Origin of the sequence: Leeuwenhoekiella marinoflava DSM 3653 (genome assembly GCF_900129005.1) — a bacterium.
Lineage (GTDB): Bacteria > Bacteroidota > Bacteroidia > Flavobacteriales > Flavobacteriaceae > Leeuwenhoekiella > Leeuwenhoekiella marinoflava.
In genome coordinates this window covers 1-15,652 of the sequence record NZ_FQUN01000028.1, presented here as the reverse complement: position 1 = coordinate 15,652, position 15,652 = coordinate 1, and the positions used below count along the sequence as shown (strand labels likewise).

Below are 15,652 nucleotides of genomic sequence, written 5' to 3'. Positions count from 1 at the left end.
TTTCTGAGTTTTAATTTTCTGTAAGTGAAAAAGGTTTATCTGTTTCTTTTAATCCTCTTGTTTTGTTTGGTGTGTCAGTCATTTCTAAATTGAAAGAACCTCCAGCTATAATTTGACTATAGGTTAAATAGTTTTTAGTAAAGTTATCAGAATTAAGATTTGCGTTATTAATAAATATGTTTTTTTCTGAATTGTTTTTTGCCGAAATCACAAATTCTTTTCCATTTTCTAAAGTAATCGTTGTTTTTTCAAAAAGTGGACTTCCTAATATATATTCATCTGTACCGGGGCAAACGCTATAAAAGCCCATAGCACTCAGTACATACCATGATGAGGTTTGTCCCTGATCTTCATCTCCTGGATACCCATTCTCTGTATAGCTATATAACTTACTCATAACTTCACGGACGTGATGTTGTGCTTTCCAGGGTTGGCCAGAATAGTTGTAGAGATAAATCATATGTTGAATAGGTTGATTTCCATGAGCATATTGTCCCATATCTGCCATTTCCATCTCAGTCATTTCATGAATCTTACCGCCGTAGGTGCCTACGTGAACAGTATTTGGAACGCTAAAAACAGAATCCATCTTTGTATTAAAACGCTCTTCGCCGCCCATAAGATTAATTAGTCCTTTAGGATCCTGAAAAACAGACCATAAATAATGCCAAGCATTACCTTCTGTAAAAGGTCCGCCCCATTCATAAGAGTCAAAATCAGGAACCCAGCTACCGTCTTTCTTGCGGCCTCTCATAAAACCTACTTTTTCATCATAAACATTTTTGTAATTGTACATCTGGCGACCAAATATATTTTGATAAAAAGTATTACCTGTCATTTTAGCCAAGTTATAAGCACAAAAATCATCATAAGCATACTCTAAAGTTTTTGCTGTAGCCTCGCCATATTTTGGGTATGGAACATAACCCAGCGTGTAATATTCTTTATAGCCGTGACGTCCATTTGCCGGCCCCCAAGGCCCTTTTTCTGTAGCCTCATGATAATAAGCTTTTAGTGCTTTTTCTGGGTCAAACGTGTGAATGCCTTTTGCCCAGGCATCGGCTAAAAGCGATATTGCATGATTGCCTATCATACTGCCGGCTTCACTAGGGAAAGACCAAGAAGGTAACCAGCCGCATTGATCATAAGCATCTAAAAGAGCAGAAACATAACGCCCATGCATCTCAGGGTAGAGTAGTGCATTAAGTGGAAATTGTGCGCGAAAGGTGTCCCAAAAACCGGTATCTGTATACATATAACCATCATGCACTTTACCGTCGTAAGGACTAAAGTAATAAGGCTCGCCTGCTTCATTAATCTCGTAGAATTTTCTGGAGAATAAACTTGCTCTAAAAAAACATGAGTAGAAGGTTTTAAAATCAGTTTCAGAACCGCCTTCGACTTTAATTTTACTGAGGTGTGTATTCCAGATTTTCAATGCTGAAGATTTTGTGTCTTCTAGCTTTTTATCATTACCTAATTCATTTTTTAAAGTGACTTCAGCTTGTTTGATACTTATATATGAGGAAGCAATCTTGGCTTGTACATTTGTGCCATCTTTAAATTGAATATAAGCTCCTTTGCCTTTACCTTTAGCAATGTTATTATTTTCTTGCTTTTTTCCGTTTGTATTATCCCAGGTTCCGAAAGCTTTAAATGACTTATCAAACTGAATGATAAAGTAGTTTTTAAAATGATCAAAGCGATCCATACCACGGCCATTATGAACATAACCGGTTATGCGTTTGTTTTTCTCATCAATTTCTATATTGCTGAGACCTGTATATCCATCTAGCACTAAAAAAGCTTTTTCCTTTTTAGGGTATGAGAATCGCATATGAACTCCCCGTTCTGTAGGTGCCATTTCCGTGTTGACTCCATTCTCTAAAGCAACTTGATAGTAATGAGGTTTTGCTGTTTCATTATCGTGAGAAAATCCAGATTGTCGTTCGTTTTCATTTAGTTTTAAAGTGCCTGTTGAAGGCATCAATGAGAAAACGGCATAATCATTACTCCAGGAGCTGCATTGATGCGCTTGTTGAAACCCTCTAATTGTTTTTTTGAAATATTGGTATTTCCAGCCATCCCCATTGTTACCGGTTTGGGGTGTCCAGGTATTCATACCAAAAGGAAGTGCAGTAGTTGGGTAGGTGTTTCCTCGGGTAAGTTCGTGTTTAGAATTTGTGCCTTGTAAAGTGTTGACATAATCTGCAAGATCCTCCTGTGCCTGAAGAGAAAATCCGAAAATTAACAGGAGAAGGGTTGAATAAAAACGTGTTGTCATAAGAGAGCTAATGGCTTTTAATTTTAAATTTTCAAGGTTTTCCACGATATCGATTGATGAAATTCAGGTTTAAATATAGTAAAACGTTTTACTTAACGCTAGATTTTCTTCACATTATTTTAAGACTATAAAATCATTTTTTAATTCAAAACCTTAATTTATAGCTTAATGGTTTTCCCAGTCTTTGCAGATTTTTTTGCTGCTTCAAGAATTTCTACTACGATTAAATTATTTTCGAGCGAAGAAAGGTCATTTATTGGTTTGATTTTTCCTGATAAATAGTCGGTTAAATAATCTATATGATTGGTATAATAGTTTTCTTTTAAACTTATTTTTTCAGGTTTAAAGTGTGATGAAGATTTCAAAAGCGTATTTCCATCAACTGCATCATAGGATGTTTTTGTGGTAAATACTTCAAAATTTTTAATGCTATAAGGCCAGCTCCAGCTCGCTTCGATAATTCCGGTTGCGTTTTTATATTCCAGAATAATTGAAGCATCATCATCAACATCAGGGTATATAGACGGTTTAAGTTGTTGGGTTACCGCTTTTACAGAAACCGGCTTTTCTCCATTTTTAAAATATGTCATCAAATTAGCTCCGTAGCACCCAAAATCAAATAACGCACCTGCACCATTTTTGTCTTTATCAGTAAGCCATTCAAGAAATTCAGTACTGCATCCAATTTCTTTAGGTCCTTGATGTCCGTCACGGGCAACCATTCTTACAATTTTTTCTTTTGAGTCTTCTAATAGATCTTTTTGTTTGTGAATGCTATTATACCAAGTAGTCTCGTAATTAGTAAGCAGGGGAGTATTGAATTTTTTTGAGAGTACAGCCATTTTGTTTGCCTGTTTCATATTTATAGCTAATGGTTTTTCAACCATTAGAGGAACGTTTAGAGGCATGCATATCTGGGCTATATCTATATGTTCAGACACGGGGTTGTATGCAAGCACTACATCAGGCTTTTTTGATTTAAGAAGTGTTTCTAACGATTTATATACCAAATCTTGTGAAAATTCGTAAGTTTTGCGGTAACGCTTTACAAGCTCTTCATCATCTTCTGCAATACCCAAGAGTTCAATAGTGTTATTTTGGTACGCATTCATAATGATATGTGCGTGGTCGTGACTCAATCCTGCAACAACTACTTTAAGTTTTTTTTGAGCAAAAATTGTAGACGCTGTTAAAAGAAGTAATAGAGTTAGAATACTTATTTTCTTGAATAGAGTCATTACCATTTTATTGAAGTAGTTATAGGGGCTCCTATATTGTCAAATTTAAGTAAAAGTGTGCCAGATTCTTGATCCCATTCTTCAGTAAATGGATGTTCTGTACCGTTTAGATCAGTAAGTTCTACAATTGAAGGTTTTTTAGGTAATAAAATACGCATTGCATTTACAGTTTTAATCGGACTTCTGGAGCTGAATCTGTATGAGTTTTTAGTTATTTCCTCATTAGAAACCCTTGCGGCAGTAGCTAGAACCTGAGGTTTAGATTTTTCAACTCTGTTTAAATTTATAACCAAAGACTGTTCACCAGGAGCTACTTTTTTTGAACTAATAACTGGTAATTCAGGATCGAAAAGGTCTATGACCGGGTCATCAAAGGTGTATGGTTCATCGCTTACACTTTCTTCTAAAACACTTACAATGTCAAATTCATCACGTTTCAGGTAGAAATTATTTTTTTCAATCCATTGTTCGCCTTGTTCTGTATATGCTGATTTGATAACATTTAGAAATTGAGAATCTCCACCGGTATTTGTAATAAAATCTTTAGGGTCTTGTTTTAAAATATAGACACTACCTTTGCCGTGACTGTATTTTTGGTTTCCTGATTTAGGGTCTATTTCCATCAATTCAAATAAATGAGCTGAGGGGGTTTTGTAATTATAATCAGTATTCCACCATTCTTTTACAGTTTGAAAGGGATCTGAATCACTGCTGCAATACACTAAAGTTCCACCATTTTTAACCCATTCTTCAAGATGCTTGTGATCTTCTGCTGATGCAGGTTTGAGGTTAGAATAAGACATAATAAGCACTTTAGTATCTTCTAAAGAAGCTTTGTTTCCTAAGTTTTCAAGATGTACAGTACCTACCGGAATTCCTTTTTTTAGTAAGGGTAAGGCTAAGCCGTAAAAGTTTGAAAGTGCAGGGTCATCATAGCCTTTGTGCTGTGGAAAACGCTGAAACATCAATGAATTAGAAAGAATCACATCAATACCTTTACTGCCCGAAACAGCGTTTTTAGTGACCGGTATCTCATTTAATGCATTGATCATAATCTGCATTTGTGTAGAATATTCATTGGGTATTAAAATACGCTCATCACTTCCTGCAACCTGATATAGACTGGTATATATACGCTCTGGCCAGGGCATCACCTCAAAGTTAGCTACAGAAGGATACAGTAATTGAGCAATAAATGTTGCCTGATAATTTTGCTTGTAATCTTCCCAGGTTTTTCTACGGTCTTCAATTGGATCTGTTAAAAACAACAACTTTCTTCCAGTAGGTTTAGTCATAGAGACCATTGAGCCGTATTCTAGAAAGGCATTTTCAAAAGTTCTTTCTTTCTTAATTCCGTTATAGAATACCGGTTCTCTAGAGGTGCCCGTCCACACCTGGGCGATATAGCCATCAATCCCCGGTAATGAGGCAAGGCTTGCTTCAGGACTTACAATAGCCCACGACGAATAATTAATTAAAGAATGCGTAGGGATATATACTTTAACGTCAAGTCCTTTTGATTTACCGTATTCCTTTGCAAAGGTTGATACCTCGTCAAGCGCATCAAAATAGAGCTGGTATTTAAGTTTGTTAGCTAGCCAAGTAGCTTCAGGAGATTTATCCTGTGCCTGCCACGGACTTTTATAAAAATCCTTCCAAGCTTTTTTAAATGCAGAACTGTATCCTGACCGTGCCCAAAATTCCGGTTCTTCAAGATAAATTGAAGAAACTCCGTTATCAATAACTCTTTTAACGACCTGTTCTTTCATATAGGTTATAAAAGAAGCGGTAGGTACAATATATGGTACATTTCTACCATGCCAAATGGTGTCTCCATTCATTTGTACTTGTCCTTCGCCTAAATGATTTATGCCATCCCATTCTCCTAAAAAATAGTCTTGATACGATCCCCATGCGATTCCCGTCATAAAATGCACTTTATAACCTTCATTACTCCAGGAAGTAACGCGTTGTTCAAAAGAGCTTTTCCCGTTTGGGTCTGAAGGATTTCCATCAACTCCGTAAACGATTGCGGCATCGGCTCGAATGTCTATTTCAGGCATCCAGCCTCTGCTGGTTTGAAAAACAGTTTTCTCGTTACTTAATTGTGATTGACTCGTACAACTTTGTATCAATACCATAGTTGGTAAGACAAGAGTAAGTATTCGTTTTAGACAGAAGTGTATCATAAATTATATTAGATTTTATCAAATTATACACATGCAAAAGCCTTTTAATATAAAGGCTCTAGAATGAGTGAGTATTGATATTCTTTATCCGGTTTAATTTGGTATTTTTTAAGAGTTATAGGACCACAACTAGCGTTGCCTACTCCTTCCTGTATACGGTCAAGATTGAGAAAGGTTTGAGGTTGATATATTTGAGGAAGTTCAGCGTCATGTCTTGTTTTCCACAATTCTGAATCTTCATAATTTAAAGCACTAAAAGCCAATTCATCATTAGTGGTTATTTTAATACCTAAACCTTCGGAATTTACCAGACTTAACCACCTTACATTTTCCCGATTACCCATACTCTGAGGTTTTAAATATTCTTCGGAAGAAAAATCTTTTACAGAACTCTTATAACTGCCTACAAATGCGGCTGTTTTACGATCTGAATAATTTTCAAAAGGTCCTCTTCCGTACCATTTTAGCTCATCAAAATCAGGATTTAACTGCATTTTTAAACCTAAACGATGAATCACCTGATCTTTCGGCGGGCTTATAAAAGAGGCATCGATTTTCAATTTACCATTACTTAGAATGGTATACGTGAGGGTGTATGGAATTTCGGTTTTTGCTTCATTAGCTAAATGAGCCCGCATAGAACTGGCAATAGTGATGCTAGTGTCGTCTTTGCTCAGCGTATGCCTAAAAGATTCCTGCTCATAACTGGTAGGGTAGTAGGTGCGGTCTGCATACTGATCGTTATTGATACTGCGGTACCAGTTTAATTTAAGGCCTTCTTCATTGAAAATAAATTCTTCTTCAGCGTATTTCAGAGATCGAAGCACACCCGTTTTGGTATCAAATTTCATACTGAAATCCTGCCCGTTTACTTCTAAAATAGCATCCTGAACCTTAGTTTTTAATTTTTTAGATGCTTCGGAAATAGAAAAATCTACAGCTTTTCTTTTTGAAAGCTGAAACTGTTCTTTGGCAACGACGTGGCCTTTTTTTGCCCAGATGGTTTCATCTTTTAAACTGAAATAAAGGTTAATAAAATATTCCTTTTGAGTATTTAGCTGGGTTTGGTAGGGGATCGTTATACTGCCCGATTGATTAGGAGCTAAGCTAAGTTTAGTTAATTTACCCGATTCTCTAACTGAACCTTCTTCAATAAGCTCCCAGTTTATATCAAAATTATCAAGATTTGTAAAGTCGTATTTATTAGTCACCTTAATGATTCCTTTTTTGAGATCAACAGGTTTTAATTTGATGTATTGATATACCTTCTTAACTTCCTTCAATTTTGCAGTAACGCTTCGGTCTGGCTTAACAAGACCATTATCGCAAAAATCTGCGTCGTTAGGGGTGTCATCAAAATCTCCACCGTAGTAAAAGTCATTTTTTGATCCACCGGGTTTATTGATTCCCTGATCAACCCAATCCCAGATACAGCCTCCAATCATTCGGTTTGATTGATTTTCGATATACTCCCAATATTCAGCTAGATTACCTACAGCATTACCCATCGCATGCGCATACTCGCATAGGAAATAAGGTTTGTCTTGCCTGCTTTTATCCATTTGCTCCATATATTCTAAACTCGGATACATATTCGAATCGATATCTGCAGAGGCGTTTCGACCCTCGTAATGTACAGGTCTTGATGGATCTAATTTACGAGTGAGGTTTGCTATAGTATCAAAGTTTTTACCGTTACCTCCTTCATTACCCATTGACCAAAAGATCACCGATGCATGGTTTTTATCGCGTTCAATCATACGCGTTACCCGATCTTTATAGGCAGGAATCCATGAAGCTTTGTCACTAATAGAATGGTTACCATGGTTTTCTATATCTGCTTCATCCATCGTATAAAGACCATAATAGTCAAACAGCGCGTAGGTTCTAGGCTGATTTGGATAATGACTGGTGCGAATTGTATTAATGTTGTTTTGCTTCATCAAAACAATATCTTCAATGATCGTTTCAAGGGGTACAGTTCTACCAAATTGAGGATGCGTCTCGTGACGATTAACTCCTTTAAAGAAAACCTGTTCATTATTTATAAAAACCCTATTTTCTTTGATTTCTATTTTACGAATTCCCAGTTTTGAAGGGATGACCTCGAGTACCTTGCCTGTGTTATCTTTTAAGGTAAGCAATACACTGTATAGGTTTGGTTTTTCTGCAGACCATAATTGCGGGTTTTTAATACTTCCTTCTAAATTCAGATTTAGATTTTCTTTACCCGAGATCGAATTGATTTTTTGGGTTAGATTTAAAACTTCTTTTCCGTCAGGATCGAGAATTTGTGCAGTCCATGAGTGGTTTTCGGCTGTTTTAGAAAATGCATTTACGACATCTGTCTTGATGTTGATTATGGCATTATCCAGCTTCGGAGTGTTAAATGTGGTCGTGGTTTTAAAATCTCTTATATGAACTTTTGGTGTTGAAAATAAATAGACATCTTTGTGAATACCGCTTAGGCGGAACATATCCTGATCTTCAAGATAGCTGCCATCTGTCCATCTGAATACCTGAACCGAAACTTCATTTACTCCCGCATTGAGGTAAGGAGTTATATTAAATTCAGAAGCATTGTTAGCTCCCTGACTGTAACCGACTTTCTGACCGTTTATCCAAACAAAAAAGCCGCTGTAAACACCATCAAAGTGAATAAAAACTTCATTTCCTTCCCAAGATTTAGGTAGTGTGAAGGTTTTTTTATAAGAACCTACTGGATTGGGTTCTTTTTCATTGGTATAGCCTTCCCGTGATTTTATAAAGGGAGGTTGATTTTTAAAAGGATAGGTGATATTGGTATAAATTGGAGTGCCATAACCTTTCATTTCCCAGCAGGAGGGAACTTCAATATCAGCCCATTTTGAGAGGTCTGTATTTTTTTTATAGAAATCAGTAGGGCGTTCTGAAGGTTGCTTCACCCATTTAAATTTCCAGTTTCCATTTAAACTTTGAAAAAGTTGCGATTGAGACGCTAACCATGGTTTTTTAAAGGATTTATCCTTAAGTATACTTTCTTTATCTGTATACGGAATATAAGTAGCGTGTGGCGCTTCTTTATTTATGGCGAAAATGGTTTCATTTTCCCACTCGTTTTCCCCTCTCAATGGAGGTAGCTTTAATTGGGAAGGTTTAAATTCCCAAACATATTTAGTATTAGGAAGCTGCATGATTAAACTTCCTGAAGTGCTATTAGCTTGTTGAGAAAGGTACATTCCGCTTAAGGAATGTTTAATGTAAAAAGAATTTTTCTTAAAAGGAATCAATAACCATTGCTGATTTCTATTTTCATGATCTCCATCCCATTGCAGCACTTTATTTCCTTTTCCTTCAGTTTTGTTTCCATTGTCGAGACCTTTACCTGTAAACGGATTTATAAAAGTATAGGAGCCATTCTTGTTTTTTAAGATTTGCCATGCTTGATTTTTAGATTCTGCATTTCTTCTTAATAAAAAAAGAGGGGCGTTGTTACGAGCATCATTTTGATCGCTAATAACAAACCCCTCTTCATTTTGAATATTATAAACTAAATCTTCGCTTATATCCTGCGAGAATCCTTTTAGACTTAGCAAAATTAATGCTATATAAAGATATTTTTCAGTTAGCGAAGATTTAGTTATCATCATATTTTATTATTTAGATTGATCTTTCAACATTTTTATAAAATAACCACCTACTACAGAGCGGGCTTTAAAGCCTATTTTATCTCCATTTGTAGTTTCGTGCCAGTCAGTTAGTGGAACACGCTGTGGGGTCGTATTTGCAAAATCCCAAACCGGCTCCATCAATGCTTTAAAATCTGCATCATTATGAGCAAGTGTAGCTGTCCATAGAACCCAGTCTGATTTTGTGTAGGTTTTTCTGCTGTCTAGTGGCAGGCCGAAATCATTTTGCTTGGTTAGATAGTATGCTACCTCAGTTTCCTGAACATCTTTTGGGAATATATTAAGCTCTAAAATCTCATCCCATACCAAGTTGTATTTCTGGCTCCAGCTTCCTTCACTTTCAAAAGCTAAAGTATAGTGGTCGCCATCTGCAGCGATGTTTTTCCATTTTATAGCCATATCTTTTGCAGCTGTAGTATATTTCTCTGCAGTCTCAGTATTATCCAACATTTCAGCTAATTTGCCATAAGAAGCAATGGCCATAATCGCTTTTACAGATAAGTTAGCATTACGAGCTAAATGTCCTGCAAAATCATCTGTCGAGAGTTGGTTAGCAGGGTCAAAACCACTCTGCATTAAGTAATCTGCCCAAGTTGTAAGTGTAGCCCAGTGTTCTTTTGCATATTCAGCATTGCCTTCTGCTTGCGCGATAGCAGCAGTTAGTATAATCATATTACCCGCTTCTTCAACCGGCATATCTTCACCATACGTCTGACCTGTGGCAATAGGGTAGGTTCCTAAATCGTGAGCCGGAAACGGTTTTTTCCATTTACCACTCTCACTGTATTCAAAAATACCGTTAAGCATTCCTTTTAATAGGTCTGGATTATAAACTAGGAATAAGGGTGCTGACGGATAGGTAACATCTACTGTATTTATAGAACCGTTACTGTTATTTTCTTTTGAAAGAAAAAGAATCTCGCCTTTAGGTGATTCTACTAATATATGTGCTGCGATAGCTTGTCTGTAGGCAGCCACACAAAGATCTGCATATTTCTCACCACCAGAGTTTAGAGCATCTTTATATAATTGCTTGTCAAAGCGATGTACTTTACTGATTACGCTTTCATAATCTGTATAGGCTTGAGTCAATTCTTGATCCATTGTAGCACCATCTTTAGACCACCATGGTTTTAAGCTAGTTCCAAAATAGTTCACTGCCTCTTCCTGATCATAACCTATCATAAACAACTGCTCTGTACCTTCAGCATTTACTTCGCCCAAATCTGCAACAGTGTTTAAAACCAGGTTTTTACCGGTTTTTTTATCTTCTGAATTTAAATTTTCACCTCCAAGAAAGACATCCAGACCTTTAGCAGTCTCTGAAATGTATTGTGTGGTTTTTGCAGATGGAGAAGCTACATAAAGATGCCCCCAGTCTATGCGCAAATCATCACCTCTTTTCTCAAGAACTGGTTGTGATGTAGTTCCTGCTTTTAGTACGGTTAAATCTCCATTAGTATATTCTGAAACTTTAACTTCCTGAACCTGCTGGTTTACCGCAATTGTAGAAGATGCTCCTAAATAAACTTTAGCAGTATGACTCTCATCACCTGAAACCTTTACATTAATATAAGATATAGGTCTGCTGTAGATATCAAGATCTTCAATAAGAAGGGGAGAAGTAAATGTAATTTCTATTTGAGTCCCATCTGCATCAAAAGTGTATTCCGTTTGGTTTGCTCTAAAAGCAACATTCAGCTGCTTAGCCTTTTGAATTTCTACTTTATTTTCAGATTTAGCTTCGGTAACCAGACCTGCATCTAGAAATTGTCCGCCGGCAGTATTGCGAATGTGAATAGCTAAAACATTTCCGGTAGCTTTAAGTGTATTTAAAGCTTCTTGAGAAACCGGAAGATATTTATAACTGTTTTGCCATCCTTTAATATCTGCAACTTGCACACCATTAATCCAAGCCATAACATTATCATCATGACTTAACTTTAAATAGAGTGATTCTAGGTCTGTATTTTCTAGGTCAAAAGTACGACGGTAATATAAGTCATCACTAGTCCATGATGTTTTAGCCATACTATTATTATCGCCAAATGGTGCTTCATCGGTTTTCCAGGCTGTAGCATCATAATCTTCATTGGTCCAATTGTCATCAGGTTTGGTTTCAGAAAAAGAAACCGAATAAGTTTCTTCATCTGAAGCAGGAAGAACAGCATCCCAGACTTTGCTTTCCATCCCTAAAAACTGATAAAACTTATCGTCAAGTTGAAGTACTCCAGTTAGCGAGTGGTCTTTTTCGGTCCAGTGTTTAGTAGGGCTTCCGTTCAACTCGTCACCCATAGACCAGATACTCAGGTAAGGGTCATGTGTTATCAACGGGTATGCAGGCGCGCGCAGAGAAACACTGCTAGCTGTTACATCGTTTTCGTTCTGAGTAGTAGCTTCTTGTTTTTTGCACGAGAATACAAATAAGCATAAAAGACTCAGCGTTAGTAAACTGTTTTTTTTCATGGTTTAAAATTTAGTTGTTTCTGGTTTTTCTCCACATTGTGGAATTTAATTTCTGAATGGCCTTCACTATTCTTAAATTATTCGTGCATTTTATTTATTAGAATATCCTAAACCCTTGGAACAAGGGTTTAGGATATTTAATGTATTAGGAATTAACAATGGGTTTTGCAGAATATTCTTCCCAAAGTTGTTCTACTGTTTTGCCAGTATATTGTTCCCAAGTCTGAGCGGTATATTTTTTACTACGTAAATCACTATCCAATTTTTCAATCAGTTTTTTATCATAGTTTTGAGTTGCCCAAAGTAAAAAACGAGCTGTGACTCTATAACTGTTCTTATAGCTTTGATTAGCATTAAACGGTGTCAATGACCACCCTGCACCTTCGTTATCTAGCGCATACTTATACCGAACATAATCAGCTATACCTTCTGTTAACCAGCTAGGGCCAGCACCACCAGGGTATGACTGTACAAGATGCATCAACTCATGCGTTACTAGATCAAGATCTTCAGGCTTTTTGTGAAGCCATGCAGAACTTATTGTGATAGCTCCCTGATGTGCGTATGCAACACCATCGTATGCCGTATCAATTTTAATGGTTACATGCTTCTGAGAATTTTTATTGAAATCCTTTACCAGTTTTGGATATACTTTTTTAAAGATTTTCTCAATTCCTTTTTGAATTGAAGGATCTAAGGTATCATCTTGACTCGTATAGGTTAATGTATACTTTTGTGCTTGTAAATTGCCGGAAATTGCGATAACGATTAAAGCGACTATGTAATATTTAGAAACTGTTTTTTTCATTTTTTTAAAATTTAGTTGACTTTATTTTAGGGATTTATAAACCTCGGAGGATAGTAAAACGTTTTACTATGTTGAGTGGACTTTTCATTAATTGAGTCGTTACGTTACTCTAGTAACTCAAGCTTTCAAAAGTAATTCTTAAAGGAAATGATGAGGGTACAATCTATCTCAAAGACTATACAATTCATCTCATTAATAGTAAAATCGCGATTTGACCAACTTTGAAGAAGGAGAAATTGATTGGTTAAAATTAAGTATTTCTTCTAGAAGAATCTCTAGGAATGAGTGTAGCTTCAAGAACAGTTTGCATCAAGGGAGTTTCTTTGTCCTTTGATTTCTTTAATAGTTTAAACATAATGCGCATCAATTCTTCCCCCATTTCTTGCAAAGGTTGAGCTACGGCAGATATAGAGGGTGTGTTGATTTTAAAAAAATCATTATCATCAAAGGTGAGAATACCCAAATTGTAAATCAGTTGTGGATTGATATCTTTAATTATTTCAAGTGCTGTTTGGGTAAGATAGTTTGTTGAGAAGAAAACAGCATCTATATTTTCTTTCTGAGTTAGTAGGTTTTTAACGCTGTCTTTGCCTTTTTGTTTTCTTATATCGTCAAACGACAGTTCAAGAATCTGACTAGAAAGTCCGGCTTCATCTACCGCATCCTGATACCCTCTGGCACGCTCTATCATTTGTATTTGTTGCGTATCTATAGAAATGAACGCAATATTTTTGAATCCATTATCTATTAAATGTTGTGTACCTTTCTTAGAAGCCCCGTAGTTATCTATAATTACATGGTGCATTGGCGAATCTTTAAAGTAGCGATCTCCTAAAACTACAGGGACATCACTTCTTATGAGGTTCTCAATGTCTTTTTGTATTCCGGCAGAAGGGATTACGATAAAACCATCTACCTGACGTTCGTGAAAAAGAGTAATCAGTTCACGAGAGCGTTTGTCATTATTTTCGGTACTACAGAAAAGAACTTTATACCCCTTTTGATAAGCTATTTCCTCAATAATTCTTGCAATTTTAGCAAAAAAGGGGTTGCCGATGTCTTCTACCATAAATACCAGAATTTTACTTTTTCCGGTACGCAGACTTTGCGCTATTTGATTAGGCCGGTAATTGATCTCTTCTGCATATTCTTCAATCTTTTTAATTACTTCTTTTGAGATCTTACGTTCTTCGCCTTTTCCATTTAAAACAAATGAGATTGTTGTGATAGAAACATTAAGTGCTTTGGCGATATCTTTTATTGAAGGTCTTTTTTGCTTCATTAGGTGATTTATTATTCTTTAGAATGAATAGCATATCAATCTTATAAACGATTGACTTTTGCTAAAAGTCTGTTATCCACTAAGTGGAATTATTAATAGAAATACATCTATAAAAGTTAGCGTGATAACTAGTTTAAAATATTAGTTCTGTGGGTTGATTTTAATTAGTTATAAAAATATTCAATACAATAAGATTATTACTGATTTTTTAGACCAAAAACACTTTTGGGACAACTAGTTGCACCATTTAGCCGTAAAATCTAACTAATTTTGTTTTCTATAATTTAAAAACAAGCCAATAATCGTTCTTTCTAGAATTGATTTCTGATTTAAATTTGCAAACTTATTAGGCAACTTATGCTTAAAACTCTTTTATGCGCATTAAGTTAGACAAATTTGTACTCGCAATTATTATACTAATTATAGTTGCCTATTTTTTTCCCGAATGGGGTTTAGATACGAGCCCGGTTCCTCTTGATTTAATCGGTACTATTGGTATATCCCTAATATTCTTTTTTTACGGTTTAAAATTGAGTCCACAGAAGCTTAAAGCAGGCTTGAGCAATTATAAATTACACATTCTAGTACAGGCTTCAACTTTTCTTCTTTTTCCATTATTGATTTTGCTGTTTAGACCCTTAATTCAAAATGAGGAGCAAGAGATCCTCTGGCTGGCTTTCTTTTTTCTGGCAGTATTGCCTTCAACGGTGAGTTCGTCTGTGGTGATGGTTTCCATAGCAAAAGGTAATATACCGGCAGCTATTTTTAATGCAAGCATTTCGGGGATTATAGGGATCGCGATTACGCCTTTGTGGATGGGACATTTTGTGAATGAAATCAGAAGTGATTTTGACTTCAGCACTATCTATTCAAAATTACTTCTTCAGATTTTACTTCCCGTAATTGTGGGAGTGCTCTTGCAAAAATATTGGGGTGATTTTATGAGGAAGCACAACAGTAAACTTACGCTTTTTGATAAGAGTATTATTCAAACTGCAAATCATTGGATTTGTAGATAGATAATTAATACAATTAAACTATTTAAAGTTTAAATTTTAATGACGCCAGCATCTGGGAAGGACGTAAACGACAACTACTTATTATATTATAATATTGATTATTATTGACGTTGATATATTGATCGGTATCTAGAATATTTCGCCAACTAATGTTCAAATCCATTTTTGGTTTTTCAAAAGTAAATTGATAACCCAGGTTCATAAAATAATTATTATCATTATCAGATAACGAATTACCATAATATTCACCACTTATACTTAAATATTGATTATCCTTTGGATAAAAATAAAAATCGATGGTATGTTGCTGCGTTTCAATTTGTTGAAAATCGCTTTCTCCAAATCCAGAAGTATAGGTTGCATAAATACCAGAATATTCCGTAATTAACCAGCTGGATAAGGCTTTTAATACCATAGCCAACACCATAACACTTAACTACAGATCCATTCTTAATTACTTTATCAATCAATAGAAGTACAAACGCTTCAGCAGAATCCTTTAATGCCAAAGTAAAGGCTTTTAGATCACAATTTAGAGGAGTGAGGAATACCGAATACTTCTTATATCGCTTGATTAAATTATATTCTTAAAATCGTAAAAACCCAGATTTTGGACTTGATCCGTGAAAAATGTTGAATTCTTCTTATATAGATTAACCACAATTTTTGCTTAAACACAACAATTAGACTTGATCCCA

Annotated in this window: 10 protein-coding genes; 2 read left to right on the top strand and 8 right to left on the bottom strand. The window is 35.7% G+C overall.

Features of this window, described 5'->3' with window-relative positions:
* Positions 1-10 precede the first annotated feature (10 nt).
* From BUB91_RS19585 to BUB91_RS19555, 7 genes are all read right to left on the bottom strand, one after another.
* A complete protein-coding gene (locus tag BUB91_RS19585; RefSeq protein ID WP_073101012.1) occupies positions 11-2,284 on the bottom strand; it encodes a GH92 family glycosyl hydrolase in 2,274 nt (757 codons plus the stop codon).
* A 158-nt stretch (positions 2,285-2,442) separates the two neighbouring features.
* Positions 2,443-3,522: a Gfo/Idh/MocA family protein gene (locus BUB91_RS19580; protein ID WP_073100967.1), complete on the bottom strand. Its 1,080-nt coding sequence runs from the start codon at positions 3,520-3,522 to the stop codon at positions 2,443-2,445.
* Positions 3,522-5,711 (bottom strand): hypothetical protein, encoded by a 2,190-nt coding sequence (locus BUB91_RS19575; protein WP_073100965.1) that lies wholly within the window; start codon positions 5,709-5,711, stop codon positions 3,522-3,524. The genes BUB91_RS19580 and BUB91_RS19575 overlap by 1 nt, the downstream gene beginning before the upstream one ends.
* Before the next feature lie 44 nt (positions 5,712-5,755).
* Positions 5,756-9,340: a glycoside hydrolase family 2 TIM barrel-domain containing protein gene (locus tag BUB91_RS19570; protein WP_241652670.1), complete on the bottom strand. Its 3,585-nt coding sequence runs from the start codon at positions 9,338-9,340 to the stop codon at positions 5,756-5,758.
* Between the two features lie 6 nt (positions 9,341-9,346).
* A complete protein-coding gene (locus tag BUB91_RS19565; RefSeq protein WP_073100962.1) occupies positions 9,347-11,845 on the bottom strand; it encodes a glutaminase family protein in 2,499 nt (832 codons plus the stop codon).
* Between the two features lie 145 nt (positions 11,846-11,990).
* Positions 11,991-12,653, bottom strand: coding sequence for a basic secretory protein-like protein (locus tag BUB91_RS19560; protein WP_073100960.1), 663 nt, complete (start codon positions 12,651-12,653; stop codon positions 11,991-11,993).
* Positions 12,654-12,903: 250 nt separating this feature from the next.
* Positions 12,904-13,935 (bottom strand): LacI family DNA-binding transcriptional regulator, encoded by a 1,032-nt coding sequence (locus BUB91_RS19555; protein ID WP_073100958.1) that lies wholly within the window; start codon positions 13,933-13,935, stop codon positions 12,904-12,906.
* A 374-nt stretch (positions 13,936-14,309) separates the two neighbouring features.
* Between BUB91_RS19555 and BUB91_RS19550 the strand changes: the two genes are divergently transcribed.
* Positions 14,310-14,954, top strand: coding sequence for a bile acid:sodium symporter (locus BUB91_RS19550; protein WP_083558064.1), 645 nt, complete (start codon positions 14,310-14,312; stop codon positions 14,952-14,954).
* A gap of 22 nt (positions 14,955-14,976) precedes the next feature.
* Here the strand turns inward: BUB91_RS19550 and BUB91_RS19545 are convergent, their stop codons facing one another.
* The gene (locus tag BUB91_RS19545; RefSeq protein WP_175551016.1) at positions 14,977-15,375 is read right to left on the bottom strand and encodes a hypothetical protein; all 399 of its coding nucleotides are present in this window, start codon (positions 15,373-15,375) and stop codon (positions 14,977-14,979) included.
* A gap of 32 nt (positions 15,376-15,407) precedes the next feature.
* Between BUB91_RS19545 and BUB91_RS21420 the strand changes: the two genes are divergently transcribed.
* Positions 15,408-15,545, top strand: a complete 138-nt coding sequence (locus tag BUB91_RS21420) for a transposase (protein ID WP_317041340.1) — start codon at positions 15,408-15,410, stop codon at positions 15,543-15,545.
* Positions 15,546-15,652: the final 107 nt, after the last annotated feature.

Excerpts from the sequence above, each read along its gene's own strand:
- BUB91_RS19585 (WP_073101012.1), bottom strand. The coding sequence starts at position 2,284 with ATGACAACACGTTTTTATTCAACCCTTCTCCTGTTAATTTTCGGATTT.
- BUB91_RS19580 (WP_073100967.1), bottom strand. The coding sequence starts at position 3,522 with ATGACTCTATTCAAGAAAATAAGTATTCTAACTCTATTACTTCTTTTA.
- BUB91_RS19575 (WP_073100965.1), bottom strand. The coding sequence starts at position 5,711 with ATGATACACTTCTGTCTAAAACGAATACTTACTCTTGTCTTACCAACT.
- BUB91_RS19570 (WP_241652670.1), bottom strand. The coding sequence starts at position 9,340 with ATGATGATAACTAAATCTTCGCTAACTGAAAAATATCTTTATATAGCA.
- BUB91_RS19565 (WP_073100962.1), bottom strand. The coding sequence starts at position 11,845 with ATGAAAAAAAACAGTTTACTAACGCTGAGTCTTTTATGCTTATTTGTA.
- BUB91_RS19560 (WP_073100960.1), bottom strand. The coding sequence starts at position 12,653 with ATGAAAAAAACAGTTTCTAAATATTACATAGTCGCTTTAATCGTTATC.
- BUB91_RS19555 (WP_073100958.1), bottom strand. The coding sequence starts at position 13,935 with ATGAAGCAAAAAAGACCTTCAATAAAAGATATCGCCAAAGCACTTAAT.
- BUB91_RS19550 (WP_083558064.1), top strand. The coding sequence starts at position 14,310 with ATGCGCATTAAGTTAGACAAATTTGTACTCGCAATTATTATACTAATT.